This is a genomic window from Streptomyces sp. AK08-02, from assembly GCF_033795085.1.
Lineage (GTDB): Bacteria > Actinomycetota > Actinomycetes > Streptomycetales > Streptomycetaceae > Streptomyces > Streptomyces echiniscabiei.
The window spans coordinates 123,723-148,036 of record NZ_JARAZV010000004.1; the positions used below are offsets into that span (position 1 = coordinate 123,723).

Annotated in this window: 24 protein-coding genes; 13 read left to right on the top strand and 11 right to left on the bottom strand. The window is 70.4% G+C overall.

Features of this window, described 5'->3' with window-relative positions:
- Positions 1–170 precede the first annotated feature (170 nt).
- Positions 171–980 (top strand): TIGR02452 family protein, encoded by an 810-nt coding sequence (locus tag PV734_RS09420; RefSeq protein WP_319090997.1) that lies wholly within the window; start codon positions 171–173, stop codon positions 978–980.
- 59 nt (positions 981–1,039) lie between these two features.
- Here PV734_RS09420 and PV734_RS09425 read toward each other — a convergent pair whose 3' ends face one another.
- The 3 genes from PV734_RS09425 to PV734_RS09435 form a co-directional block, all read right to left on the bottom strand.
- Positions 1,040–1,486, bottom strand: a complete 447-nt coding sequence (locus tag PV734_RS09425; RefSeq protein WP_319090996.1) for a type II toxin-antitoxin system PemK/MazF family toxin — start codon at positions 1,484–1,486, stop codon at positions 1,040–1,042.
- A 73-nt stretch (positions 1,487–1,559) separates the two neighbouring features.
- The gene (locus tag PV734_RS09430) at positions 1,560–3,047 is read right to left on the bottom strand and encodes an SPFH domain-containing protein (protein WP_319090995.1); all 1,488 of its coding nucleotides are present in this window, start codon (positions 3,045–3,047) and stop codon (positions 1,560–1,562) included.
- A 156-nt stretch (positions 3,048–3,203) separates the two neighbouring features.
- Entirely contained in the window at positions 3,204–3,428 is a 225-nt protein-coding gene (locus PV734_RS09435) for a hypothetical protein (protein ID WP_235472881.1), read from the bottom strand.
- Between the two features lie 309 nt (positions 3,429–3,737).
- On the opposite strand from PV734_RS09435, the gene PV734_RS09440 reads away from it, so the two are divergent.
- Positions 3,738–5,126, top strand: a complete 1,389-nt coding sequence (locus tag PV734_RS09440; RefSeq protein WP_319090994.1) for a glycoside hydrolase family 43 protein — start codon at positions 3,738–3,740, stop codon at positions 5,124–5,126.
- A 12-nt stretch (positions 5,127–5,138) separates the two neighbouring features.
- Here PV734_RS09440 and PV734_RS09445 read toward each other — a convergent pair whose 3' ends face one another.
- Complete coding sequence (locus PV734_RS09445) at positions 5,139–6,194, bottom strand: helix-turn-helix domain-containing protein (RefSeq protein ID WP_319090993.1); 1,056 nt, start codon at positions 6,192–6,194, stop codon at positions 5,139–5,141.
- A 304-nt stretch (positions 6,195–6,498) separates the two neighbouring features.
- Complete coding sequence (locus tag PV734_RS09450) at positions 6,499–7,473, bottom strand: alpha/beta hydrolase (RefSeq protein ID WP_319090992.1); 975 nt, start codon at positions 7,471–7,473, stop codon at positions 6,499–6,501.
- Positions 7,474–7,735: 262 nt separating this feature from the next.
- Here PV734_RS09450 and PV734_RS09455 point away from each other — a divergent pair, with 262 nt between their 5' ends.
- Both PV734_RS09455 and PV734_RS09460 read left to right on the top strand, forming a co-directional pair.
- Positions 7,736–8,707, top strand: coding sequence for a TerC family protein (locus PV734_RS09455; protein ID WP_319090991.1), 972 nt, complete (start codon positions 7,736–7,738; stop codon positions 8,705–8,707).
- A gap of 69 nt (positions 8,708–8,776) precedes the next feature.
- Positions 8,777–9,658, top strand: a complete 882-nt coding sequence (locus tag PV734_RS09460) for an LLM class F420-dependent oxidoreductase (RefSeq protein ID WP_319090990.1) — start codon at positions 8,777–8,779, stop codon at positions 9,656–9,658.
- An 82-nt stretch (positions 9,659–9,740) separates the two neighbouring features.
- Here the strand turns inward: PV734_RS09460 and PV734_RS09465 are convergent, their stop codons facing one another.
- Positions 9,741–10,298 (bottom strand): NAD(P)H-dependent oxidoreductase, encoded by a 558-nt coding sequence (locus tag PV734_RS09465; protein ID WP_319090989.1) that lies wholly within the window; start codon positions 10,296–10,298, stop codon positions 9,741–9,743.
- A 118-nt stretch (positions 10,299–10,416) separates the two neighbouring features.
- On the opposite strand from PV734_RS09465, the gene PV734_RS09470 reads away from it, so the two are divergent.
- The 3 genes from PV734_RS09470 (at position 10,417) to PV734_RS09480 (ending at position 14,125) form a co-directional block, all read left to right on the top strand.
- Complete coding sequence (locus PV734_RS09470) at positions 10,417–11,121, top strand: TetR/AcrR family transcriptional regulator (protein WP_319090988.1); 705 nt, start codon at positions 10,417–10,419, stop codon at positions 11,119–11,121.
- A gap of 298 nt (positions 11,122–11,419) precedes the next feature.
- Complete coding sequence (locus tag PV734_RS09475; protein ID WP_415924178.1) at positions 11,420–12,454, top strand: LacI family DNA-binding transcriptional regulator; 1,035 nt, start codon at positions 11,420–11,422, stop codon at positions 12,452–12,454.
- A gap of 225 nt (positions 12,455–12,679) precedes the next feature.
- Positions 12,680–14,125 (top strand): benzaldehyde dehydrogenase, encoded by a 1,446-nt coding sequence (locus tag PV734_RS09480; RefSeq protein WP_319289238.1) that lies wholly within the window; start codon positions 12,680–12,682, stop codon positions 14,123–14,125.
- An 88-nt stretch (positions 14,126–14,213) separates the two neighbouring features.
- On the opposite strand, the gene trxA is transcribed toward PV734_RS09480, so the two are convergent.
- The gene (trxA, locus tag PV734_RS09485) at positions 14,214–14,591 is read right to left on the bottom strand and encodes a thioredoxin (protein WP_319289239.1); all 378 of its coding nucleotides are present in this window, start codon (positions 14,589–14,591) and stop codon (positions 14,214–14,216) included.
- A 125-nt stretch (positions 14,592–14,716) separates the two neighbouring features.
- On the opposite strand from trxA, the gene PV734_RS09490 reads away from it, so the two are divergent.
- Positions 14,717–16,153, top strand: a complete 1,437-nt coding sequence (locus PV734_RS09490; protein WP_319090983.1) for an NAD(P)/FAD-dependent oxidoreductase — start codon at positions 14,717–14,719, stop codon at positions 16,151–16,153.
- 79 nt (positions 16,154–16,232) lie between these two features.
- Here the strand turns inward: PV734_RS09490 and PV734_RS09495 are convergent, their stop codons facing one another.
- Complete coding sequence (locus tag PV734_RS09495) at positions 16,233–16,874, bottom strand: peptide deformylase (RefSeq protein ID WP_319090982.1); 642 nt, start codon at positions 16,872–16,874, stop codon at positions 16,233–16,235.
- A 191-nt stretch (positions 16,875–17,065) separates the two neighbouring features.
- On the opposite strand from PV734_RS09495, the gene PV734_RS09500 reads away from it, so the two are divergent.
- Positions 17,066–18,496, top strand: a complete 1,431-nt coding sequence (locus PV734_RS09500) for a PepSY-associated TM helix domain-containing protein (protein WP_319090981.1) — start codon at positions 17,066–17,068, stop codon at positions 18,494–18,496.
- Between the two features lie 79 nt (positions 18,497–18,575).
- Here the strand turns inward: PV734_RS09500 and PV734_RS09505 are convergent, their stop codons facing one another.
- Both PV734_RS09505 and PV734_RS09510 read right to left on the bottom strand, forming a co-directional pair.
- The gene (locus PV734_RS09505) at positions 18,576–18,926 is read right to left on the bottom strand and encodes a tetratricopeptide repeat protein (protein WP_319090980.1); all 351 of its coding nucleotides are present in this window, start codon (positions 18,924–18,926) and stop codon (positions 18,576–18,578) included.
- A gap of 102 nt (positions 18,927–19,028) precedes the next feature.
- Positions 19,029–19,706 carry a TetR/AcrR family transcriptional regulator gene (locus tag PV734_RS09510; protein ID WP_319090979.1) on the bottom strand — a complete coding sequence of 226 codons (678 nt, stop codon included), beginning with the start codon at positions 19,704–19,706 and terminating at the stop codon, positions 19,029–19,031.
- 147 nt (positions 19,707–19,853) lie between these two features.
- On the opposite strand from PV734_RS09510, the gene PV734_RS09515 reads away from it, so the two are divergent.
- The 3 genes from PV734_RS09515 (at position 19,854) to PV734_RS09525 (ending at position 22,667) form a co-directional block, all read left to right on the top strand.
- Positions 19,854–20,849 carry an NADP-dependent oxidoreductase gene (locus PV734_RS09515; protein WP_319090978.1) on the top strand — a complete coding sequence of 332 codons (996 nt, stop codon included), beginning with the start codon at positions 19,854–19,856 and terminating at the stop codon, positions 20,847–20,849.
- Positions 20,850–20,945: 96 nt separating this feature from the next.
- The gene (locus PV734_RS09520; protein ID WP_319090977.1) at positions 20,946–21,812 is read left to right on the top strand and encodes an alpha/beta hydrolase; all 867 of its coding nucleotides are present in this window, start codon (positions 20,946–20,948) and stop codon (positions 21,810–21,812) included.
- Positions 21,813–21,854: 42 nt separating this feature from the next.
- Positions 21,855–22,667, top strand: a complete 813-nt coding sequence (locus PV734_RS09525) for a strictosidine synthase (RefSeq protein WP_319289240.1) — start codon at positions 21,855–21,857, stop codon at positions 22,665–22,667.
- A gap of 103 nt (positions 22,668–22,770) precedes the next feature.
- Here PV734_RS09525 and PV734_RS09530 read toward each other — a convergent pair whose 3' ends face one another.
- Positions 22,771–23,484 carry an SDR family oxidoreductase gene (locus tag PV734_RS09530; RefSeq protein ID WP_319090975.1) on the bottom strand — a complete coding sequence of 238 codons (714 nt, stop codon included), beginning with the start codon at positions 23,482–23,484 and terminating at the stop codon, positions 22,771–22,773.
- 165 nt (positions 23,485–23,649) lie between these two features.
- Between PV734_RS09530 and PV734_RS09535 the strand changes: the two genes are divergently transcribed.
- A complete protein-coding gene (locus tag PV734_RS09535) occupies positions 23,650–24,252 on the top strand; it encodes a TetR/AcrR family transcriptional regulator (protein ID WP_319289241.1) in 603 nt (200 codons plus the stop codon).
- Positions 24,253–24,314 lie beyond the last annotated feature (62 nt).

Below are 24,314 nucleotides of genomic sequence, written 5' to 3' on the forward strand. Positions count from 1 at the left end.
CACATGGGCACTTTCAGGACGATGGATCTCCGTTTCCGTGGCGTTTCCAGACTGTTCGCCAACCCGGAAACCCTGTTGCACAGCACGTCCAGCATCACCCACGATGCCGGTATGGGCACGGCGGGGGAGCGAGTACCGGGCGAGGCCATGGCGCACACGGGGGTGGCGCCATGAGTGCTCGCCTGCGCGACCTCGCCCGTGGTACGGAGGAGATCGTCGCGGCCGGTTCCTACCGCGCGTCCGACGGGCGCGAGGTGTCACTCGCCGCGGCGATCGAGGCCGCCCGAGCGGGCACCCGCCTCTACGGCCCGGGCCCGCTGGAGGTCCCGCCGGCCGCCGCGCCGGTGCACACGGCCTTCGAGGTCACCGGCGAGAGCAGCCTGGAGGCCGCCCGTCGCCTTCCCGGCCCGGTGGCGGTCCTGAACTTCTCCTCGGCCCGCAACCCGGGCGGCGGCTACCTCAACGGCGCCCAGGCCCAGGAAGAGGCCCTGTGCCGGGCATCGGCGCTGTACACCTGCCTGACGGAGGTGCGCGAGTTCTACGACCACCACCGCACTCACCGCGACCCCTTCTACACGGACCGCGTCATCCACTCACCCGGGGTGCCGGTCTTCCGCGACGACCGGGGCCGCCTCCTGGACGCCCCGTACACGGCGGGCTTCCTGACCTCGGCGGCCCCGAACGCCGGAGTCGTCCGACGAACGGCGCCCGAACGGGCGGCGGACCTCCCCGAGGCCCTGGCCTCCCGCGCGGAACGGGTCCTGGAGACGGCGGCGACAGAGGGCTACCGCCGCCTGGTCCTGGGCGCCTGGGGCTGCGGAGTCTTCCAGAACGACCCGGCGACCGTGGCGACCACGTTCAGAGATCTACTGGTGGGCGGCCGTTTCGAAGGCAGATTCGAGAAGATCGTCTTCGCGATCCTGGACCGCACGACCGGCACGACGACAAGGGCGGCTTTCGAGCGTACGTTCACCCCCTAGGTGCGCGGGGAACCACGCGACCAGCCCCCACGCACCCGCGCCGTGAAGACGACCGAACCTCACTGCCACCCGTACCGCTCCCGCAACCGCAGCACGACGGAGTTGAACCGCATCCGGTCCAACGCACAGGCCTCCCGCCGCATCCCGTCCTCGAACAGCCGCAGCACCCGATCCACGTCGACCCACGAATCGCGCCCGGTCCGGTCCCACGGCCCGCTCCCGATCGCGACCCACTCCCGGTCCCCGTCATGCCGCTTGCTGGACAACTGCACGGCGAGGAACGTCCCGGCGGTCTCGCGGGCGACAACCAGCACGGGCCGGTCCTTGCCCCGCCCGTCGTTCTCCTCGAACGGCACCCAGGTCCACACGATCTCCCCGGGGTCGGGATCGCCGTCGTGGGCGGGCGAGTACTCCGTACGCACCCGCCCCACGTCGCGAGGGTCGGCCTCGGTGGTGGCGGAGGGGCCGTAGCGGCCCGGGACTTCGTCATGGGAAAGGTCGGTCACGAGGCCCACGTTAGAGCCTGCGCACCACCCCACCAGGCAGCGCCCCGCACCTCACCGCACGGCCCTCACCGCATCAGCCCTCGTTCTTCTCCACCGGCACCTTCTGAACCGTCGGCGCCGCCACCCCGTTCAGCGCCGAAGTCCCGTTCGCCGGCTGCCCGTTCTGGTTCATGGACGCGAGCAGCTGCCGCGCCATGCCCAGTCCCGTACCGCCCATGGTGAGCGCCTTGGCGAGCATCTCCGCCATGCCGTCGGCGCCGTTGAGCACCACCATGTTGTCGATGCTGCCGAACGCGGACGCACCGGCCTTGACGATCTCCGGCCAGTTCTCGGCGAGTTGCTGGGCGACCACCGCTTCCTGGTTCTCCGCTAGCGCGGCGGCCCGTGCCTTGATGGCCTCCGCCTCCGCGAGTCCCTTGGCCTTCGTCGCCTCGGCGGCGGCGAGTCCCTTGGCCTGGGACGCGGCTGCCTCGGCCTCACCCGTGGCCCTGGTCGCCATGGCGGTGGCGGCACCCCGTGCCTTGGTCGCCTCGGCCTCGGCGGTCGCCGCCGTCGTGACCCGGTTCGCCTCGGCCAGGGCCGCGAGCTCCGTCTCCTTGGCCTTGGCCTGCGCCGCCGAGATACGCGCGTCACGCTCGGCCTCGGCCCGCGCCCGCGTCTCGTAGGCCTGTGCGTCGGCCGGCTTGCGGACGTCCGCCTGGAGCTGCTGTTCCCGGCGCAGGGCGTCGAGTTCGGCGATGCGGGTCTCCTGGACGACGACGTCCTGCCGGGCGGCGGCGTCGGCGAGCGGTCCGGCCTGGCGGGCCTTCGCCGCCGCCTTGTCGCGCTCGGCCTGGTAACCGGCCTGCAGGATCTCGCTGTCCCGGGTGGCCTCCGACATCCGCGCCGCGGCCTTCTGCTCGGCCTCGGTGGCGAGACGGTTCGCCTCGGCCTGTGCGATCCGCGCGTCCCGCTGGACGGCGGCGGCGTGCGGCATGGCAAGGTTCTTGATGTACCCGGTCGGGTCCTCGATCTCGTGGATCTGGAGGGAGTCGACGATCAGGCCGAGCTTCTCCATCTCCGTGCCGCACGCGGCCCGGGTCTGCCCGGTGAGTTTCTCGCGGTCGCGGATCATCTCCTCGACGGTCAACCCGCCGACGATGGACCGCAGATGACCGGCGAACACGTTGTGCACACGCTCCGCCATCATCTTCTGCTGGTCCAGGAAACGGCGCCCCGCGTTGGCGATCGACACGAAGTCGTCGCCCACCTTGAAGATGACCACACCCCGCACCTTGAGCGGAATCCCCTGGGTGGTCACACAGTCCACATGCAGTTCGGTCTCGTTCAGGTCGAGCGAGATCTTGCGCACCGCCTGGACCCCGGGCAGCACGAGGGTGCCCCGCCCGGTGACGATACGGAACCCCATGCCTGCCTCAAGGCCTTCGGTCCGATGCTTGGAACCGGAGATGATGAGTGCCTCGTTGGGTTCAGCGACCCGCCACATCATCTTGAAAATACCGATGAGTGCGAGGACCGCTACTACCGCGACCCCCGCAACGACGCCGACGAACATCGGCATACGCCCCCTTTGCCTGGTGCCCTTTCGGCACCGAACGACGCAAGGGTGCTCCTGTGCGAGGCCTGGGTACAGCGGCTGGGGAATCCTTGTTGCAAGCTTGACGCACACGTGATCATCCGCAGACGTACGGACTCCACGGACGTGCGTCCGCCGGGCTCAACTGTCGTAGGCGGCGGTGACGTACACGGTGCGCGGCGGCAGGTACTCGACGACCATGACCACCGTCCCGCGCTCGATACGGTCCTGGGCCGCGGCGGGGTACGCGAGGAAGTGCTCGGCGCCGCCCCGCACCCGGACGATGACCTCGCCCACCAGCCCCGGCCCGATCGTGCCCGTCACCCGCCCCATCAAGCCGACCATCGGCGCGTCGTCCATCGCCACAGCGTAAGGGCCGGGGCGCCCGTCTGCCGCCGTCGAGTCGGCGACCCGCTGGACCGGCGGTCGTGGCCGCGCCGCGACAGCGCCTTTCGCATAGCGATTGCACAGCTTTACTGCCGCCCGGCGCCGACCGGCCGGGCGGTGCGGTACGAGATGTCGAATGTGCCCTGTCCGGCCGGAAGTTCACAGGTCGGAGCACGTCCGAACTATTGACGCGCACACGACGTGGACTTACGGTCTGACCGATTTACCGAACTGCGTTCGCAATGTCGAACGTAGAGAGCCGTCGGTTGGATCACCAAGGAGCCGTACGTGACCAGTTCCCGCCCCACGCCCTCCCGTCGCAGCCTGCTGCGCGCGCTGGCCGCCCTGCCCGTCTCGGCACTCGTCCTGGGCGAAGCCCCCGGGCTGCTCGGCACCGCCGTCGCGGCGGCCCCGCCCAGTGGCTCCGCCACGCGCTACACCATCGTGCCGTTCCTCAACAGCAACGACGGCACGGTGAACGTCTACCAGTCCGACGACGCCACCGACTTCCGCCTCGTGCAGTCCTCGGCCTACACCCCGCCGAGCAACCGCATCCGCGACGCGAGCGTCTTCAAGCACACCAACGGCTACTACTACGTCACCTACACCACGCACACCTGGCAGGACACCAGCACCACCATCGGCTTCGCCCGCAGCTCGGACCGCGTCAACTGGACGTTCCTGTACGACTACACGGTCCCGATCGCCAATCTGTCCCGCGCGTGGGCCCCCGAGTTCTTCGTCGACAGCGACGGCAGCGTGAACATCATCGTGTCCTGCTCGGTCACCAGCGACGAGTGGATCTTCACCCCGTATCTGCTGAAGGCCACCAACTCCGCACTCACGGCGTGGAGTTCGCCGGTGGCGCTGTCGGGCATCGGATCGAACCACATCGACACCTGCATCGTGAAGATCGGTTCGACCTACCACGCCTTCCCGAAGAACGAGACGACGAAGTACATCGAGTACGCCACCGCCACCAGCCTCGCAGGCCCCTACACCATCTCGAAGACCGGCGACTGGGCCGGCTGGGGCAGCTACCGCGAAGGCCCGTCGGTGATCCAGCTCGACAACGGCGGCTGGCGGATCTTCTTCGACGGCTACGGCGACGGGAAGTACTACTACAGCGACAGCTACGACACGTTCGCCACCTGGACCGCCGCGAAGGCGCTGCCCTCCGTCTCCGGAACGGCCCGGCACTTCACGGTGGTCAAGGAGACGGTCAGCGGCGGCCCGAGCCTGTCCAAGGGCGTCACGCGCTCCTTCCAGTCGGTCAACTACTCGACGCGGTACTGGCAGGTGCAGTCCTCCCTGCTCAACCTCCCCGTGGTGAGCAGTTCCAGCACCACCGCGCTCAAGCAGGCGTCCACCTTCACGGTCGTCGCGGGCCTGGCCGACGGCAACGGCTACTCGTTCCGCGACAGCTCCGGCAACTACCTGCGCCACTGGGACTTCCGCGCCCGCTTCGACGCCAACGACGGTACGTCGACCTTCGCGAAGGACGCCACGTTCATCGCCCGGACGGGCACGGCGTCGGGGTCGGTGCGCTTCGAGTCGTACAACTACCCGGGCTACTTCCTGCGCCACTACAACTACCAGTTGCGCGTGGACGTGACGGACGGCACCGACACCTTCCGCCAGGACAGTTCCTTCGTCCCCGTGACGGCCTGGGCGTAGTCGCAGACCCCGCTACCCTCGCCCCAAATGCCGCATGGTCAGGGCCAGTTGCAGTCTGAGCCGGCCCTGCGGGGTACGGACGGGCCACCCGAGCAGCGCCTCGGCGTGGCCCAACCGGTCCTGGAGCGTGGAGTGGTGGACGTTGACCTCGACCGCGGCCGACCGCAGGCTCGCCGTCGAGGCCACGGCGTGCAGCGTGGTCAGCATCCAGGGCGCGTCCGCGACCGCTGCCTCCAGAGCCTGGACATCGGGCGGTGGATCCGCACCCGGCACGACGAGCTCGGCGAGCAGTCCGACACCGCCGAGCTCATCGGCGTACACGACCCGTGGGCCGGGGGAGTGCGGGGTGCCGTCGGCCGTGAACCGGAGGGCGGTGCGGGCGGCGGCCCAGGAGCCCGGCAGTTCGAGCACGGGCACGGCGGGGCCGACACCGGCCCGGCCGGGCGGGAGCGGGAAGCGGGCGGATCCGGGGTCGGAGGGGGCCGGCTGGGCCTGAGCCGGTGAGTCCGCCCTGCGGGGCTCCCCGGCGGCGAGCACGCGGGGCGGGCCGTCGAGCGGGGCGACCGCCCGGGCCAAGGCGCCCGGGTCCAGTCCCAGACGCCGGGCCGCGTGCAGCCGTACCTGTTCGGGCGCGGTGGCGTCGAGGAGGGTCTCCACGAGCGCCGGGTCGTCGGCGGGGGCCGCCGGGGCACGTCCACGGGTGCGGTCGATGACGACCCGGATGGCGGCCGCCGCCCGCTCCAGGATCACCGCGTCGACGACGGTGGGTGCCCCCGCCCGCTCCAGCCACAGTGCCGGGTCGCCGTCCGGGGACAGCGAGGCGGACGGCCAGGCCGGGTCCGGCGGCTGGTCGGTGTCGCGGCGGCGCCCGTCGGTCTCCACCCGCAGACGCACCCGCCGCCCGTCGTCGGCGAGCCGAGCGGGACACCCGGCCAGTACGGCGACTCCGCGCACCAGCGCCTCAAGGCCCGCCCGGTGCTCGGCCAGCCGATCGAAGTAGGCGATGACCCGAACGGCGGCGCCGGCATCCGGGTCCAGTGCGGTCAGGCGCCCCGCGAGCTCTTTCATGGCCCCATGGTGCCAGTTGCTCCGCAGGTTGTGCGGGGTCGTGGCTGGGGGCTCGGTGGGGGGTGGGTGCGCGGTTCCTCGCCGCCCCCGGCCCGGGGTGGGTCGTGTGGGGGCGGGGGTTCAGCCTGCCGCTGCGGGCCTGTTGTGGCTGGGCGCGCAGTTCCTCGCGCCCCTGGGGGGCTTCGCCCCCAGGCCGGGTCGTGTGTGGGGTGTGGGCCCGTCTCATGCTGCGGGCCTGTTGTGGCTGGGCGCGCAGTTCCCCGCGCCCCTGGGGGGCTTCGCCCCGGCGCAGGCCCGATGTTCTCTACTCCGCCAGGAGTCTGCGCAGCCAGTCCACCTGGGCCGACTGGCAGGCCTGGGACAGGACTGCCTGGGGGGCGAAGCCGTCGAAGCCGTGGAAGCCGCCCGGCCAGACGTGGAGCTCGGCGGCTCCGCCGGCCTGCCAGAGGCGGGTGGCGTAGGTGACGACCTCGTCGCGGAACGTCTCGGCGGAGCCGACGTCGAGGAAGGCCGGGGGCAGCCCGGACAGATCCTCCGCTCGGGCCGGGGCGGCGTACGGGGAGACGTCCGGGCCACCGCGCTCCGCGCCGAGCAACGCGGTCCAGCCGGTGTCGTTGGCCGTGCGGTCCCAGACGCCGAGGCCCTCCATCTGGTACACGGAGGGGCTGTCGTTGCGGTCGTCGAGCATCGGGCACATCAGCAGCTGGCCGAGCGGCCGGGGACCCTTGCGGTCCCTGAGGAGCAGCGCCAGTGCGGCCGTCAGGCCACCGCCCGCGCTGGCCCCCGCGATGACGATCCGCTCGGGGTCGGCGCCGAGCTCCGCCGCGTGGTCGGCGGTCCACAGCAGCCCGGCGTACACGTCGTCGATGGGCGCCGGATACGGGTTCTCCGGCGCCAGCCGGTACTCGACGGACACCACGACCGCGCCCAGCTCCTTGCCCCACCGCAGCGGACCGTCGACGCCGACACGGTTGTTGCCGAGCACCATGCCGCCGCCGTGGACGTGGTAGATCACCGGCAGCGGACCCTCCGTCGCCGGAGCGACCGGCCGGCAGATCAGCAGCGAGATGTCTGGCGCGTTCTCGGGGCCCGGCACGATCCGGTCCTCGACCTCGAAGGCTCCGCCCAAGGTCAGGTCCATGTCCGCGAGCATCTCCAGAGCGGGCCCGTTGCGCACCGTCGCGATCTCGTCCATGGTCAGCTTGGGCGGCAGCGTGTCCTTGATCATCTCCAGGACGGCGGCGAGTTCCGGGTCGAACGGGGGCGGCGTAAGCGTCATTGCCTCTGCTCCTCATGCTGCGTGCGGCGGATCGTACGCCGATGGTCCGCGCGTCCCTCGGCGCCGGACACGCCGCCGTCCGGCGGAACCTGCCCGCCATTCGGCGGGTAGCCCGGGCGGCCCTGGTCCCGGCCGGAACCGTGACAAAGGCGGTGACCTCGTGATTTGGCCAAGTGATGACCTGATGTTCACTGTGTGGGGGTGGAAGTGATCACTGGCTATGACAACGCTGCCATTCGCACAACTTTCCTCTGGAGCACCTGTGAACGTCTCACTCACCGTCTGGACGCTGACCGTCGTCGGCCTGTGCGTCCTGGTCGCCGTCGACTTCTTCATCGGCCGCAAGCCGCACGACGTGTCCCTGAAGGAGGCCGGCACCTGGACCGTGGTGTGGGTCGTCCTCGCCTGTCTGTTCGGGCTCGGGCTGCTGATCTACGGCGGGACCAAACCCACCGGTGAGTTCTTCGCCGGGTACATCACCGAGAAGTCGCTGAGCGTCGACAACCTCTTCGTCTTCGTCCTGATCATGGGCAAGTTCGCGGTGCCCTCGCAGTACCAGCAGCGGGTACTGATGGTCGGCGTCCTGGTCGCCCTCGTCCTGCGGGCCGCGTTCATCGCGGCGGGCGCGGCGATCATCACCACGTTCTCGTGGGTCTTCTACCTCTTCGGCGCCTTCCTCATCTGGACCGCGTGGAAGCTGGTCCAGGACGCCAAGGCGGGCTCGCACGAGGAGGAGTACGAGGAGAACAAGCTGCTCAAGATGGCCGAGCAGCGGTTCGGCGTCGCGGACCGGTACCACGGCACCAAGCTGTTCATCGTGGAGAACGGCAAGCGGATCATGACGCCGATGATGGTCGTCATGCTCGCGATCGGCTCCACGGACGTGCTGTTCGCGCTCGACTCCATCCCCGCCATCTACGGGCTGACCCAGGACCCGTACATCGTCTTCACCGCCAACGCGTTCGCCCTCATGGGCCTGCGCCAGCTGTACTTCCTCATCGGCGGCCTCCTGAAGAAGCTGGTGCACCTCAGCTACGGCCTGTCGATCATTCTCGGCTTCATCGGCGTGAAACTGGTGCTGCACGCGCTGCACGAGTCGGGCGTCCACGTCCCGCAGATCTCCATCCCCTTCTCGCTCGGCTTCATCGTCCTCGTACTGGCCGTCACGACCCTGACGAGCCTGCGGGCCTCGAAGAAGCAGGAGGAAGCCGCGGCCGCCGAGCCGCGGGCTTGACTTCGTGTGCGCTCCAGGAACTAGCGTCGCCGCTGGAACACGGCTGGACGAAGGCGATCGGAGACGGACATGCGACTCGGCGTGCACATCACTCGGTTCAACCACCCGGAAGGCGGTCCCGCGCTCGGTACCGAGCTGGCGGCGGTCGGTGCCGCGGTCGAGGCGGCGGGCGTCCACCGGCTGACGGTCATGGACCACTACTTCCAGATGGAGTTCAACGGCGGCGCCGAGGACCCCATGCTGGAGGCCTACACGACCCTCGGCTTCCTCGCCGCCCACACCTCCACGGTCCGCCTCGGTGCACTGGTCACCGGTGTGACGTACCGCCACCCCGGTCTGCTCGCCAAGATCGCCACCACGCTCGACGTCCTCTCCGGCGGCCGGGCCACCCTCGGCATCGGGGCGGCCTGGTACGACAGGGAGCACAAGGGTCTGGGGGTGCCGTACCCGTCGACGGCCGAGCGGTTCGAGCGGCTGGAGGAGACGCTGCGGATCTGTCTCCAGATGTGGGACCCGGACGACAACGGACCCTTCGAGGGCACGCACTACCGGCTCGCCGAGACCCTCTGCGTCCCGGCCCCCGTCAGCTCACCGCGCCCGGAGATCATGATCGGCGGTGGCGGGGAGCGGAAGACCCTGCGCCTGGTCGCCCAGTACGCGGACGCCTGCAACCTGTTCGCGAGCACCCCGGAGGAGATCGGGCACAAGCTCGACGTACTGCGCGGCCACTGCGACAGCGTGGGACGCCCGTACGACGACATCACCAGGACGCTTCTCTACATGGGCGACGCGGCGGCCGAGAACGACGTCGACGCCTTCGTCCGGGACATCGAGGGGTACGCCAAGTTCGGCATCGAGACGGTGATGCTGGCGCCGCGCACGGGCGAGCCGGCGGCCTGGATCGAGGAGTTCGTGGCCCCGGCGGCGCGGCGCGCGGCCGAGCTGGGCTGAGAACGGGGACATGAGGGGAGGGCCGGAGCCCGTACGTCGTACGGGCTCCGGCCCTCCCCTCATGTCCGTGCCGCTACGGCGGTCAGGCGGCGGCGGACGTGGCCTCGGTGTGGATCAGGCCGATGACCTCGGCGAGCTGCGCGGCGACCTCGGCGTCGTCGGAGGGGTGCGTCTCGGCGAAACGGACCAGCGAGCCGGGGATGGCGAGCTTGACGTCGACAACCTTGGCGCCGGCGATGCCCACGGACTTGCGGGCCTCGTCCTGCGCCCAGACGCCGCCGAACTGGCCGTACGCGGTGCCGACCACGGCGACCGGCTTCTCGGAGAGGGCGCCGGCACCGTACGGGCGGGACAGCCAGTCGATGGCGTTCTTCAGGACGGCCGGAATCGTGCCGTTGTACTCGGGCGAGAAGAGCAGCAGCGCGTCGGCCGAGTTGGCGGCCTCGCGCAGCGCGACGGCGGCGGCCGGGAGGCTGCCTTCCACGTCGATGTCCTCGTTGTAGAACGGGACGTCACCGAGGCCTTCGAACAGGATGACCTCGACACCCTCCGGGGCGTGCTTCACGGCCGCCTCGGCGAGCTGGCGGTTGGTGGAACCGGCGCGAAGGCTGCCGACGAGACCAAGGACACGAACAGACATGAGGGACTCCACAGAGGGTTGAAACATCGTCGTTACGATCCGGACCGAGGTCCGTTTAAAGTTCTACCAGCGAAACGGACCGTGGTCCAGTTTTCTTCCGACGCGTTACGATTCCTTCATGTCCGACATCCTGCAGCCCTTTCCGAAGCCCCTGCGGCGGACCGACGAACCCCTGCTGCTGGAACTGGGGACCGGCTCCGGCGCTGAGGCCGGCCCCGGTGTCGGTATCGAAGGGGAGGCCGACGAGCCGTGCCTGCGCGCCGACGCCGCCCGGAACCGCGCCCGCCTGCTGGAGGCCGCCGGGCGGCTGGTGGAGCAGCACGGCGTGGCCGGCCTGACCATGGAGGCGGTGGCCGCCGCTGCGCAGGTGGGCAAGGGGACCGTGTTCCGCCGCTTCGGGGACCGCACCGGCCTGCTGATGGCCCTGCTCGACCATTCGGAGCGAAAGCTCCAGGCCGCCTTCCTGGGCGGCCCCCCGCCGCTCGGACCCGGGGCGCCGCCCGTGGAGCGGTTGCGCGCGTTCGGGGTGGCGGTGATGCGCCGGGCCTTCGACGAGCTGGAACTGCAGCTGGCAGCCGAGGGTGAACCCGGCCGCCGCTTCGCATCCGCACCCCACCTGGTCCGGTCCGGTCACGTCACCATGCTGCTGCGTCAGGCGATTCCGGACGCCGACTGCGAACTCCTCGCCAAAACACTGATGGGTTATCTGGATCCGGCCCTCATTCATCACTTGACCAGGCAGTGCGGGATGCCGCCGGCGCGGCTGGAGGCGGGCTGGATCGACCTCGTCGACCGGATCGCGGGCGGCACGCCGTCACTTTGAGCGCGAGTTTCGGCCAATCGCGCCGGTAGTGCCGCGGCGCGCGGAGGTGGTCAACCGGTGCGTCCTGTCCGGGACTTGACTCCGGCTGTCCGGAAAGCGCGTTCGGTGGGCGACAACGCGGGGAGCAGGTGTGAAGCAGTTGGCCACGGGCCCGGGGTGCTTGGAAATGATCTTTCAAAGGCGGATTGGTAAAGCGCTTTCCTAAAGCGCTTTCGTCAACCGCCTTTGCTATCGGGTCGATTGCGAAGTTCCCCCGGTCAAAACTATGCCCCGAGCTTCTGCAAAGATGCCGTACGTCATGGTGCAGATACCGAATTCGGCCGCCCCGGCGGTACCCCAGCCGCGCTCCGTGCCCACGAGCGCGGATGTGGCACGCCTGGCCGGCGTCTCCCGCGCAACCGTCTCCTACGTCCTCAACAACACCAGTGCCGTCCGGATCAGCGAACCCACCCGCCGCCGCGTCCACGAGGCGGCGAAGGAACTCGGGTACGTTCCGCACGCGGCGGCCCGCAGTCTGCGGGCCGGACACAGCCGTATGGTGCTGATGCCCGCGCCCAGCGTGCCGATCGGCCCGCTCTACAGCCAGTTCATCAACGAACTCCAGTGGGCGCTCAGCCGTCTCGACTACACCGTCGTCCAGTACGCCTCGGTCGGACTGCGCGGTGACGAGGCAGCCCGGGCCTGGGCCGAACTGCGGCCCGCCGCCGTCCTCGTGCCCGTCGGCGGGATCGGACCGGAGGGTGTGGCCGTCCTCAAGCGCTCCGGAGCCCGGGCCGTCGTCACGCTCGGTACCGAGCGCATCGAGGGCGCGCACAGCCTGCTCATCGACCACGCCGGCGTCGGCCGCGTCGCGGGCGCGCATCTGTACGCTCGGGGCTGTCGCCGCATCGGCGTCGTCATGCCGGCGGAGCCGGGTCTGAAGGTCTTCTCCAAGCCCCGCCTCGACGGGGTGCGCGGCGCGCTGGAGGGCACGGACGCCTCGGTGACCGTGCTGCCGCTCGCGTACGAGGAGGAGTCCGCGGCCCGTCTGGCCGCCCGCTGGCCCGAACTCGGCCTGGACGGCGTCTTCGGGTTCAACGACGAGTACGCGATGCTCCTGATGCGGGCCCTGCAGGACGCGGGCGTCACGGTCCCCGGGGACACGGCGCTGGTCGGCGCCGACGACCTGGTCCTCGGCAGGCTGCTGCGGCCCAGACTGAGCACGGTGCACATCGAACTGCCGGCCGGCCGGGACCTCGCGGAACTCGTCGACCGCGCGGTGCGCAATCCCGGCGCCGCCGCCGAGACCCACCACGTCCACGGAGCGATGCTCGTCCACCGCGACTCCAGCTGAACCGGCGTGTGCACGCGGCGACTTGGGCGGCGCGGTTCCCGTACGGCGTGACTAGGATGTTGCACGCTCAACCAGTGGGGATGCCGTCGACCACCGGACGCCGTGTGCTGCTCTGCCGCGCGCCGGATCACCGCATCCCGCCCCGCGGCTGACGAACGGCCGCGAACCACAACGGGACCCGTGTTCGCTCCGCGCGTCCCGCCGGTGACTGATCGGAGAGCCGCAATGCCGTTGCTCGACCCCAAGACCTGGCAGTCCCAGGCCGCCCGTCCGCTGTCGGGCCCCGAGTACGCCGTCACCGAGCCCGCCACCGGCGACACGCTCGGTACGGTCACGCTCGCCACCGGCGAGGACGTCGGACCGGCCGCCCAGGCCGCCCGTGCCGCCCAGCGGGAATGGGCGCGCGCCCCGCACTTCGTGCGTGCCGGGGTGCTCCGCAAGGCGGGGGACCTCTTCGCCGCGCACGCCGACGAACTGCGCGACTGGATCGTCCGCGAGTCCGGTTCCATACCCGGCAAGGCCGAGTTCGAACTGCACGTCGCCGCCCAGGAGTGCTACGAGGCCGCCGCCCTCGCCTCCCGCCCGGCCGGACAGGTGTTGCCCTCCGAGGCGCCGCGGCTGTCCTACACCCGGCGGGTGCCCGTCGGGGTGGTCGGCGTGATCTCGCCGTTCAACGCCCCGCTGATCCTCTCCATCCGTTCCGTCGCCCCGGCCCTCGCGCTCGGCAACGCGGTCGTGCTGAAGCCGGACCCGCGCACGGCGGTCTGCGGCGGGCTCTCCCTGGCCGCGGTCTTCGCCGAGGCGGGCCTGCCCGAGGACCTGCTGCACATCCTGCCGGGCGGTCCGGACGCGGGCCAGGCACTGGTCGCGGACCCGCTGGTGCCGGTCATCTCCTTCACCGGCTCCACGGCGGCGGGCAGGGCGGTCGGCGAGGCGGCCGGCCGCCACCTCAAGCGGGCCCACCTCGAACTCGGCGGCAACTCCGCCATGATCGTGCTGGCGGACGCGGACCTCGACGCGGTGATCTCCACCGCCGCCTGGGGCTCCTTCTTCCACCAGGGCCAGATCTGCATGACGACCGGCCGCCACCTCGTCCACCAGTCGCTGTACGGGGAGTACGTCGAGCGGCTCGCAGCCAAGGCCGACGCCCTCGCCGTCGGCGACCCGTACCGGGCCCAGGTTCACCTCGGCCCGATCATCGACGGCTCCCAACTCGCCAAGATCCACGGCCTGGTGGAGTCCAGCACGGCGAGCGGTGCCAAGCTCGCGGCGGGCGGTACGCACGAGGGCCTCTTCTACCGGCCGACGGTCCTCGCCGACGCCGACGACCGGACCCCCGCCTACGCGGAGGAGGTCTTCGGCCCGGTCGCGCCCGTACGCCCCTTCAGCACCGTCGACGAGGCCGCAGCGCTCGCCTCGGTCGGCCCCTACGGGCTTTCCCTCGGCATCGTCACCCGTGACACCGCACGTGGCCTCGAGCTCGCCGAGCGCATCCCGACGGGGATCGTCCACATCAACGACCAGACGGTCAACGACGAGGCCGTCGCTCCCTTTGGCGGAGTTGCCGCGTCCGGCACCGGTGCGCGGTTCGGTGGGGAGTCGAACCTGGAGGCGTTCACCGATGTGCGGTGGACCACTGTGCGGGGGGATGTGGCCCCGTACCCGTTCTAGAGCGATCCGGTCCGTTGTCGGCCGCGGGTGCGTCGTGGCCGGTCGCGCAGTTCCCCGCGCCCCTGCGGGGGCTGCGCCCCCGGTCGGCTTACTCGCTCTGCTGGGCCTGCTGTTCGGCAACCGACTTGCGGACCTCGTCCATGTCCAGCTTGCGGGCCTGCCCGATGACGTCCGTCAGGGCGGCCTCGGGCAGGGCGCCCGGCTGTGCGAACACGGCGACCTGGTCCCGGACGATCATCAGCGTCGGGATCGACTGGATACCGAAGGCCTGCGCCAGCTCCGGCTGCGCCTCCGTGTCGATCTTGCCGAACACCAGGTCGGGGTTGTCCTCGGCGGCCTTCTCGTACACCGGGGCGAACTGACGGCACGGCCCGCACCAGGACGCCCAGAAGTCGATCAGCACGAACTCGTTCTCCGTGACCGTCTGGTCGAAGTTCTCCTTGGTGAGCTCCACGGTGCTGCTCATGACCTGATTCCTCTTCCTGCTGTGGGGTCGTTACCTGTGGCGCTCGCACAACACGGCCCGGCCACTGCCTATTCCGCGCCCCTACCCGTGTCGCCACGGGCCACACCAGCTACCAGACTGGGCCCATGACGGAAACGGAAACCAACGTGTACGACGTCGTGGTGCTCGGTGCCGGACCCGTGGGGGAGAACGTGGCCGACCGCACCCGCGCGGCCGGCCTCTCCACCGCGATCGTGGAGAGCGAACTGGTCGGCGGCGAGTGTTCCTACTGGGCCTGCATGCCCAGCAAGGCCCTGCTGCGCCCGGTCATCGCCCGAGCCGACGCCCGCCGGGTACCCGGCCTGCGCCACCTCGTCCAGGGCCCCCTGGACGCCGAAGCGGTTCTCGCCCACCGCGACTACGAGACCTCGAACTGGCAGGACGACGGCCAGCTCGCCTGGCTGGAGAGCATCGGCGCCGACCTCTACCGCGGCCAGGGACGCCTGGCCGGGCCGCGCACGGTGAAGGTGACGGGCGAGGACGGTTCGACGCGGACGCTGACCGCCCGGCACGCGGTCGCCGTGTGCACGGGCACCAGCGCCCAACTGCCCGACTTCCCGGGTCTCGCCGAGGTCCGGCCCTGGACGAGCCGGGAGGCGACCAGCGCCAAGTCGGTGCCCGGCAGCCTGATCGTGGTCGGCGGCGGTGTCGTCGCGGTCGAGATGGCCACCGCCTGGCAGGCCCTCGGCTCCCGGGTCACCCTGCTGGTCCGCGGCAAGGGCCTGCTGCCCCGCATGGAACCGTTCGCGGGCGAACTGGTCGCCGAAGCCCTGGCGGAGGCGGGTGCGGACGTCCGCACCGGTACGTCGGTCCAGTCGGTGACCAGGGAGAACGGCACCGTCGTCGCGGTCACGGACACCGGCGACCGGATCGAGGCCGACGAGATCCTCTTCGCGACCGGACGCGCCCCGCGCACCGACGACATCGGCCTCGACACGGTCGGTCTGGAGCCGGGCTCCTGGCTGCCTGTCGACGACAGCCTCCGGGTCACCGGCAGCGAGTGGCTGTACGCCGTCGGCGACGTCAACCACCGCGCCCTGCTCACCCATCAGGGCAAGTACCAGGCCCGGATCGCGGGCGCGGCCATCGCGGCCCGCGCGGCCGGCGTACCCCTCCTGGAGACCGACCCCTGGGGCGCCCACGCGGCCACCGCCGACCACGACGCCGTCCCGCAGGTGGTCTTCACCGACCCGGAGGCGGCGTCCGTCGGTCTCTCCCTCGCCGAGGCTGAGCAGACGGGCCGTCGAGTGCGCGCGGTCGACGTGGAGTTCTCCTCGGTGGCGGGCGCCGGCCTGTACGCCGACGGCTACCGGGGCCGCGCCCGCATGGTCGTCGACCTGGACCGCGAGATCCTGCTCGGCGTGACCTTCGTGGGCCCCGGCGTGGGAGAACTGATCCACTCGGCGACCGTCGCCGTCGCCGGTGAGGTGCCGCTCGGACGGCTGTGGCACGCGGTGCCGTCGTATCCGACGATCAGTGAGGTCTGGCTGCGGCTGCTGGAGGCATTCCGGGACACGAAGTAGGAACCGGCCCGCGGAGAAGGCGGATGCCCGGAGAAGCCGTGGCGGTCGGAGCGGCCGGGCGGTCAGCGGCGACGGGCGGTCAGAGGGCGAAACCCAGCTCCTCGGCCGCCCGTGCCGGGGTCGGCTGGGCCCACCGCTCCGCCATGGCCGTGCCGGAGGAGAGGGAGCGCAGCTCGGCGCGGTCGAGATAGAGCGTGCCGTCCAGGTGATCGGTCTCGTGCTGGACGATCCGGGCAGGCCACCCCGTGAACACCTCGTCCACCGCCCGCCCGTGCTCGTCCTGGCCCGTGAGCCGCACCGCCTCGGGCCGGGACACCACCGCCTGCCAGCCCGGCACGCTCAGACAGCCCTCGAAGAACGCGGCCCGCTCGGTGCCGACCGCTTCGTACGACGGATTGACCAGCACCCGGAAGGGCAGCGGGACACGCCCGCGCGCCACCCGTACCTCCTCCGGTACCGGCGCCGGGTCCTCGATGACCGCGATCCGCAGTCCCACCCCGACCTGTGGCGCCGCCAGGCCGACGCCCGGCGCGGCGTACATCGTCTCGCGCAGCGCCTCGACGAAACGGGCGAGCAGCTCAGGGCCGAGCTGCCCGTCGAAGGGCACGGACGCCCGGCGCAGCACCGGGTCACCGGCGGCGACGATCGGCAACGGGCCGCCGACGGCGAGGAGTCGCTCGACCTGGTCGGCAAGGGTGCGTGGGTCATGGGGAGTTGCCATGGCGCCAGGATGCCATGCGCTTCCGACACCCGGCGCCCCCTTGTGTGACGTACGCCACTTGCGAGCTCGGGAACTCGACGGCCCGACGATCCGACTACTGAGCCGTCCCCCTGTCGTACCCGCTCGCAGTCGGTCGCCCCCACAACCGCCTTCCCCGCTCACCGTCCCCAGCCCACCGGAGAAGCCCGCCGATGTCCACCGCACCCACGACCACGACGGACGAATCCCCGGATTCACCGGACGCGTCGAAACCCTCCGCCCCGGCGAAGCCGTCCCCCGCCGCCACGCTCCGCCCGCTGGTCCTGCGGCTGCACTTCTACGCCGGCCTGCTCGTCGCCCCGTTCCTGCTGGTCGCCGCGCTGACCGGATTCCTGTACGCGGCCTCGTTCCAGGCCGAGAAGATCGTCTACGCCGACGAGCTCACCGTGTCCTCCGTGGGCGACACCAAGCTCCCGATCTCAGAGCAGGTCGCCGCCGCCCGCAAGGCCCACCCCGAGGGCACCGTCGCGGCTGTGCGCCCCTCGCCCGAGGACGACGCCACGACGAGGGTCATGCTGTCCGGCGTCCCCGGTGTCGGCGAGGGACACACGCTCGCCGTGTTCGTCGACCCGTACACCGCGAAGGTGGAGGGCGCGCTCGAACAGTACGGGTCGTCGGGCGCGCTGCCGCTGCGTACCTGGATCAGCGAGTTCCACCGCAATCTCCACCTCGGTGAGAGCGGGCGCCTCTACAGCGAACTCGCCGCGAGCTGGCTGTGGGTGATAGCCGGCGGCGGCCTGGTGCTGTGGTTCGCCCGCCGCCGCACACAGCGCAAGGTACGCGGCACGAGCGGACGCCGCCGCACCCTCGGGCTGCACGGCACCGTCGGCGTCTGGGCCTCGGCCGGCTTCATCTTCCTCTCCGCCACCGGACTGACCTGGTCGACCTACGCCGGCGCCAACATCGACGTCCTGCGAACCTCCCTCGGCCAGTCCACCCCCTCGGTCTCCGCCGCGGCCGGCGGCGACCACGCGGGCCACGGGGCGGCGGCCGGTGCCGGAAGCACCGGCGAGCACGGAGTCGGCCTCGACAAGGTGCTGGCCGCCGCCCGCGCCGAGGGCCTGGGCGACCCGGTCGAGATCGTCCCGCCCGCCGACGAGTCCTCCGCGTACGTTGTGAAGCAGACTCAGCGCAGCTGGCCCGAGAAGCAGGACGCGGTCGCCGTGGACCCGTCGACCGGCGAGGTCCTCGACGTCCTCAGGTTCGCGGACTTCCCGGTGCTCGCGAAGCTGACCCGCTGGGGCATCGACGCCCACACTGGGCTTCTGTTCGGGTTCGTCAACCAGCTCGCGCTGATGGGCCTCGCGCTCTCCCTCGTCCTGCTCATCGTCTGGGGCTACCGCATGTGGTGGCTGCGCGGTCGGGCCTCCTCCTTCGGCCGCCCGATCCCGCGCGGCGCCTGGCAGCAGGTGCCCCCGTTGCTCCTCGTGGCGCTGATGGCGGGCGTGGCCGTCGTGGGCTACTTCGTTCCGCTGCTCGGCATCCCGTTGGCCGCCTTCATCGCCGTCGACGTGATCCTGGGCGAGATCGACCACCGCCGGGGCAACCGGACGTACGGGGAGCGGGCCGGCGCGAACAAGTAAGCGGTACTACAGGACGGCCCGGCATCCCCTCGAAGCCTGTACCGGGGAGCCGGGCCGTCCTGTGTGTCGTGGTGCGCGACTACTCGAAGTCGCCCGCGAGGGCGGAGGCGAGCTTCATGTGCGGTGCGGCCTCCTCGTGACGGCCCTGGCGCTGGAGCGTGCGTCCGAGCAGTAGCCGGGCGTAGTGCTCGACCGGGTCGCGCTCGACGAGGACCCGCAACTCGGCTTCCGCGCGCTGCAGTTGAGCCGAGTGGTAGTAGGCGCGGGCCAGCAGCAGCCGAGGTCCAGTCTGCTCCGGCACCTCCTCGACCAGCCCGCCCAGCACCCGCGCCGCACCGGCGTAGTCCTTGGCGTCGAAGAACAACCGCGCCCGCTCCCAGCGCTCCGCAGCGGTTCCGTGGTCGTAGTACGTGTACGTCGTGGTCTCCACTCGTGCCTCCTTCGGAGTCGCTAACCACTCAGGGCGGCCGCTCATTCCGCCGCTGGTCCGGCCAGGGGCCGACGCCGACGGCGCCGACGTCGTAGCGCCTGCTCATGAGGTGTCCCGCTGTCGGGGAGTTCGGTGGCCGGCTCGTGGGGTGAGCGGTGGTGCGGCGCGTTGGTGGGGCGTCAGGGTGGCGTGGATCTGGTCGCGGATGTCGGCGAGTACGGCTTCGTCGCTGCGGTGCCGGTACATGGTGGCGGTGGTGCTGATGTGGATGATCGCGGTGATCACCCGCGCCAGCGTCGCCGCGTCGGTGGCGCCGATGCGTTCGTCGCGGGTGAGCAGACCGGTGACGCCGTCCTCCAGACGGCCGGCAAGGGCCAGGCCCGCGCGCCGGTAGGGCTCGGCCGGGTCGCCGAAGACGAGTTCGTGCAGGTATGTGCGGCCGTTCTCGATGTGCTCCCGCATGCACTCCACCACGGGACGGACGAGGGCGAGGACCGGTTCGAGCGCGCCGTGTCCGGCGGTGGCGTTCGCGGTGGCGAGGCCGTCGTCGATGGCCGCGGCGAACTTCTCGTTCTGCACCATGATCAGCAATTCGGCCTTCGTGGACGCGTACAGGTAGAGGGTGCCGATCGCCACGTCGGCCCGGCGGGCGATCTGCTGCGTCGTGACTCCGCTGACGCCGTGTGCGGCGAACAGCTCGCGGGCCGCGGTCATGATGCGCTCGCGCTTGGCCTCTTTGCCCCGCTCGCGCCGCCCGAGCGGCAGGTGACCGCGTCCCATGTCGACCTCCCTTGACATTAATTCTGAGTGCGCTCATAGTTGAGTGTACTCGGATTGAACGGGTGAGGTGAGACCTCGGCCGTCACTCCGAATTGGCCGGTTCGGTCAGACCTGAATAAATAGGATAAAAGTAAGGAGTTGGACCCCATGAGAGCGTTCGTCGTCACCAAGTACAAGGAGCCGCTGCAGGAGGCGGAGGTGCCGGAACCCACCGTGGGGGAGCACGATGTGCTGGTGCGCGTGGAGGCCGCCGGGCTCAACCCGCTGGACGAGAAGATCCTCGCCGGTGAGTTCAAGCGGATCCTGCCCTACAAGCTGCCGCTGATCCTGGGCAACGACGTCGCGGGCACCGTCATCGGCGTCGGGACGGCGGTTCGCGGCTTCAAGCCCGGAGACGAGGTCTACGCCCGGCCCAGCCAGGACCGCATCGGCACGTTCGCCGAGCGTATCGCCGTCGCGGAGGGGGACGTGGCGCTCAAACCCGCCTCGATCAGCATGGATGAGGCCGGCTCGCTGCCGCTGGTGGCGCTCACGGCGTGGCAGGCGCTGGTGGAGCGCGGGAAGGTGCGGCCCGGGCAGAAGGTTCTCATCCACGCCGGGGCCGGCGGGGTCGGTTCGATCGCGATCCAGCTCGCCGCGCACCTCGGCGCGAGCGTCGCCACGACCGCCAGTGGTTCCAACGCGCACTTCGTGCGCGCGCTCGGCGCGGACACGGTGATCGACTACCGCACCCAGGACTTCGAGCAGCTCCTGACCGGCTACGACCTGGTGTTGGACGGCCTCGGTGGTGAGAACCTCGAGAAGTCCCTGCGGGTGCTCAAGCCCGGCGGCAAGGTCATCGGGATCGCAGGTCCCCCGGACCCCGCTTTCGCCCGCGAGGCCGGCCTGAACCCGCTGCTGCGCCTGGCGGTCGCAGGCCTGAGCGGCAAGATCCGCAGGCAGGCGAAGAAGCTCGGCGTGACCTACGAGTTCCTGCTCATGCGCGCCAGCGGCGACCAGCTCCGCCAGATCACCACCCTCATCGACCAGGGCTTTTTGCGCCCGGTAGTGGGGAAGGTGGTCCGCTTCGACCAGACCCCGCAGGCGCTGCGGTCCCTGTCCCAGGGTGGCATCCGCGGCAAGACCGTCATCGGCACCAGCTGACCCGCCGCAACCGCGACGGGCGACGCGACCCACACACCGCACGACCCACACACCGCACGACCCCCATACCGACAAACCGCACGAGGAGAATCCGACATGAGCAGCACCGGCACCCCGAACGAAGCCGTCATCACCTCCTACGCGAAGGCCCCGGCCCGCACCGTCAACGCCGGTGGCGTCACCTACGCCTACCGCGAGCTGGGACCGAAGGGCGGCATCCCCGTCGTCTTCTTCGTCCACCTCGCCGCGACCCTGGACAACTGGGACCCCCGCATCATCGACCCCGTCGCGAAGGGCCGTCACGTCATCGCCTTCGACAACCGCGGAGTCGGAGCGTCCACCGGCCAGGTGCCGGACAGTGTCGAGGCGATGGCCGACGACGCCTACACCTTCATCAAGGCGCTCGGATACGACAAGATCGACATCTTCTCCTTCTCCCTCGGCGGCATGGTCGCCCAGGCCCTGGTGGTGAAGCACCCCGAGCTCGTCCGCAAGCTCGTCCTCACCGGCACCGGGCCCAAGGGCGGAAAGGACATCGACAAGGTCGCCGGAACCACCTACTGGGACATCCTGCGCGCCACCCTGACCCGCTCGGACCCCAAGGAGTTCCTGTTCTTCAACCGCGACGCCGTAGGCAAGGCCGCCGGACGCGCGTTCGTCGCCCGGCTGAGCGAGCGGACCGTCGACCGTGACTCGAAGATCAAGACCAAGGCGTTCCAGACCCAGCTGAAGGCGATCAAGAAGTGGGGACGCTCCACCCCCGACGACCTGTCGTCGATCACGCAGCCCACCCTGATCGCCAACGGCGACAACGACCGTATGGTGCCGTCGATCCTGTCGGAGGACCTGCACCGGCGTATCAAGGGCAGCCAGGTGATCATCTACCCCGGTTCCGGGCACGGCGGCATCTTCCAGTACCACGACGAGTTCGCCCCCGTGGCGGTCGAGTTCCTCGCCCGCTGACCACCACCTGACCATGACGACCAGGAAGAGAAGGGCAACACCATGAGCACGTCACCGGCGCCGGCCGTCGCACCCCTGGAAGTGAAGAAGCACCTCACCTCCTCGATCCTGCTGTGGGTACGCACCGACCAGCCCCGCCAGACCGGCATGGATCACTGGAAGGGCCCGCACTCAGGGATCATCTCCGCCACCCCGGGCCTGGAGGAGTACCGGCAGATCCATCTCGCCGAGCACAACACGGGCCGGTGGCCGGCCATCGACGGGGTCGAGACCGCGATCCCCGCCGACCGGAAGATCGACGGTGTCGCGGAGGTCACCTTCCAGTCGGCGCTCGCGCCCCTGAAAGGGCGCGAGCAGACGAGGCTGGCCTACGCCGACGAGATCAACGTGTTCCGCCGCACCCTGCTCTACGCCGGCCCGCCGAACTCCTCCCGGTGGTACGACATCGCAGGCCCCGGAGAGACGGTCGGCGCCCGCACTCTCGTCTACCTGCGCCGCAGGGACGGCGTCGGCGCCGGCGCCTTCCGGAAGTTCGTCAACGAGCAACTCGCTCCCGCGCTCGCCGGCACCGGAGTGCTGAAGGAGCTGCGCACGCAGACGTTCCTGCCCTGGATCGAAAAGCTCTGGGACACCCCGAACGTCGCCCACGACAACCCCCAGGACCAGCGCTTCCACGCCTCGGTCAGCCTCGGGTTCACCGACACCGCGGCACGGGACGCCTTCTTCACCGGCCATGTGATCGAGGACCTGTCCAACCGGCTGGCGCCGCGGGTCTCCGCGATCCACGCCTACGACGTCACCGCCGCCCTCACCTATGTCAAGAACGGCGGCATCCTCCCGCACTACGAGGAGTGAGCGGCGCGGAACCGGCCATGAGCGAGAGCGAGCGGAACGTCATGGAGCACGGGGTCCCGACGCGAGGAGATCACGTCGGGCGCGTCGGGACCGAAGAACAAGCTCAGGCGTTCGTACCGTGCAGGTCCGGGTACAGCGCCTCGACCGGGCCGCTCAGAGCGGCCTTGACCCCCTGGGTCAACTCGTCGGCCAGGACCTCGTATTCGTCGGCCTCGACACCGTCGTAGACCGCCGCCACCAGTTGCTCCGGCGCCATCTTGGGGCCGTCCGCGTGCGCGGCCATGCCGGTGTCGACGTAGCCCATGTGCACACCGGTCACGTGGACGCCCATGGGTGCGAGCTCGATGCGCAGCGAGTTGGTGGCCGACCACAGTGCGGCCTTGGACGCGCTGTAGGCGCCGCCGAAGGCGTACCAGCTGGCAACGGAGTGCACGTCGACGAGGACTGCCCCCTTCTTGGCGGCGAGGACCGGCGTGAAGGCGCGGGCGAGGAGGACCGGTCCGAAGAAGTTCGTCTCCATGTTCGCCCGGATGTCCGCCTCGGTGACGTCCAGCAGGCTCGCGCTCGGCGGGATGGCGCCCGCGTTGTTGATGAGCGCGGTGACATCCGCCGCGGCGGCCACGGCCGCGTCGATCGACGCGCGGTCGGTGACGTCGAGAGTCAGGGGGACGATGCGTTCATCGCCCCAGGTGCGGGGGGAGCGGGCGGTGGCATAGACCTTGGCGGCGCCGCGAGCCAGGGCCTCGTGGACGAAGTGGGTGCCGATACCGCCGTTGGCGCCGGTGACGAGGACGACTGCGCCGTCGAGAGAGGGCATGGGTTCCTGCTTTCCGAGGGATGTGAAGTGCGTGGCTCTGCACGGATGGAGCAATGGCTCCGAGCCGTGCCGTGGGAGAATGAGCGCAGCCACATTCGAGCCCACACGGTAGTGACTGTCATCATAATTGATTACAGTCAGAATTTACTCCTGGAGGACACCGCCATGTCTGTCGCCCCCCGGCCGGTCGGACGGCGCGAGCGGAACAAGCAGGAGAAACTCGACCGCATCGTCGCCGCCGCCACTGAGCTGTTCGTCGAACACGGGATCGACGAGGTGACGACCCAGCAGATCGCCGACAAGGCCGACATCGGCACCGGGACCCTGTTCCTCTACGCCAAGACCAAGGGCGAACTCCTTCTGCTGGTGCAGAACGCCAAGTACGTCGAAGCGCTTGAGCAGGGCCGGGCGAACGCCGAGACCGTCCCGGGCGTGCTGGACGCGGTGCTGGCGATCGTCCGGCCGATCGTCGAGTGCAACCGCGTCCAGATCGACAACGGACGCACCTACCTGCGGGAGATGGTCTTCGGCGACCCCGAGGAGCCCCGGCACAGCGCGGCACTCGCCATCGTCGCGCAGACCGAGGAGGCCGTCGCCGCCGTGCTGCGCCGAGACGAACGGGTCACGGAGGGCGACGCCGCGACGCTGGCACACATCGTGTCCGCCGTGATGTTCCTCAGTACGGCGGCCAGCGTGAACATCGCCTTGAGCGTCGAGGAGATCGTGCAGGACATCCGACGGCAGATCGAGGTCCTGCTGCCTCGCTGAGGCCCGACTCCACGATCCCTCGGTGCGGATCTACGCTTGACGCCTGACAAGTGAGGAACGTG

Bases quoted from the DNA above. Each gene is read 5' to 3' on its own strand.
- PV734_RS09420 (WP_319090997.1), top strand. From the start codon at position 171: ATGAGTGCTCGCCTGCGCGACCTCGCCCGTGGTACGGAGGAGATCGTC.
- PV734_RS09430 (WP_319090995.1), bottom strand. From the start codon at position 3,047: ATGCCGATGTTCGTCGGCGTCGTTGCGGGGGTCGCGGTAGTAGCGGTC.
- PV734_RS09445 (WP_319090993.1), bottom strand. From the start codon at position 6,194: ATGAAAGAGCTCGCGGGGCGCCTGACCGCACTGGACCCGGATGCCGGC.
- PV734_RS09450 (WP_319090992.1), bottom strand. From the start codon at position 7,473: ATGACGCTTACGCCGCCCCCGTTCGACCCGGAACTCGCCGCCGTCCTG.
- PV734_RS09460 (WP_319090990.1), top strand. From the start codon at position 8,777: ATGCGACTCGGCGTGCACATCACTCGGTTCAACCACCCGGAAGGCGGT.
- PV734_RS09465 (WP_319090989.1), bottom strand. From the start codon at position 10,298: ATGTCTGTTCGTGTCCTTGGTCTCGTCGGCAGCCTTCGCGCCGGTTCC.
- PV734_RS09470 (WP_319090988.1), top strand. From the start codon at position 10,417: ATGTCCGACATCCTGCAGCCCTTTCCGAAGCCCCTGCGGCGGACCGAC.
- PV734_RS09475 (WP_415924178.1), top strand. From the start codon at position 11,420: ATGGTGCAGATACCGAATTCGGCCGCCCCGGCGGTACCCCAGCCGCGC.
- PV734_RS09480 (WP_319289238.1), top strand. From the start codon at position 12,680: ATGCCGTTGCTCGACCCCAAGACCTGGCAGTCCCAGGCCGCCCGTCCG.
- trxA (WP_319289239.1), bottom strand. From the start codon at position 14,591: ATGAGCAGCACCGTGGAGCTCACCAAGGAGAACTTCGACCAGACGGTC.
- PV734_RS09490 (WP_319090983.1), top strand. From the start codon at position 14,717: ATGACGGAAACGGAAACCAACGTGTACGACGTCGTGGTGCTCGGTGCC.
- PV734_RS09495 (WP_319090982.1), bottom strand. From the start codon at position 16,874: ATGGCAACTCCCCATGACCCACGCACCCTTGCCGACCAGGTCGAGCGA.
- PV734_RS09500 (WP_319090981.1), top strand. From the start codon at position 17,066: ATGTCCACCGCACCCACGACCACGACGGACGAATCCCCGGATTCACCG.
- PV734_RS09510 (WP_319090979.1), bottom strand. From the start codon at position 19,706: ATGGGACGCGGTCACCTGCCGCTCGGGCGGCGCGAGCGGGGCAAAGAG.
- PV734_RS09515 (WP_319090978.1), top strand. From the start codon at position 19,854: ATGAGAGCGTTCGTCGTCACCAAGTACAAGGAGCCGCTGCAGGAGGCG.
- PV734_RS09520 (WP_319090977.1), top strand. From the start codon at position 20,946: ATGAGCAGCACCGGCACCCCGAACGAAGCCGTCATCACCTCCTACGCG.
- PV734_RS09525 (WP_319289240.1), top strand. From the start codon at position 21,855: ATGAGCACGTCACCGGCGCCGGCCGTCGCACCCCTGGAAGTGAAGAAG.
- PV734_RS09530 (WP_319090975.1), bottom strand. From the start codon at position 23,484: ATGCCCTCTCTCGACGGCGCAGTCGTCCTCGTCACCGGCGCCAACGGC.
- PV734_RS09535 (WP_319289241.1), top strand. From the start codon at position 23,650: ATGTCTGTCGCCCCCCGGCCGGTCGGACGGCGCGAGCGGAACAAGCAG.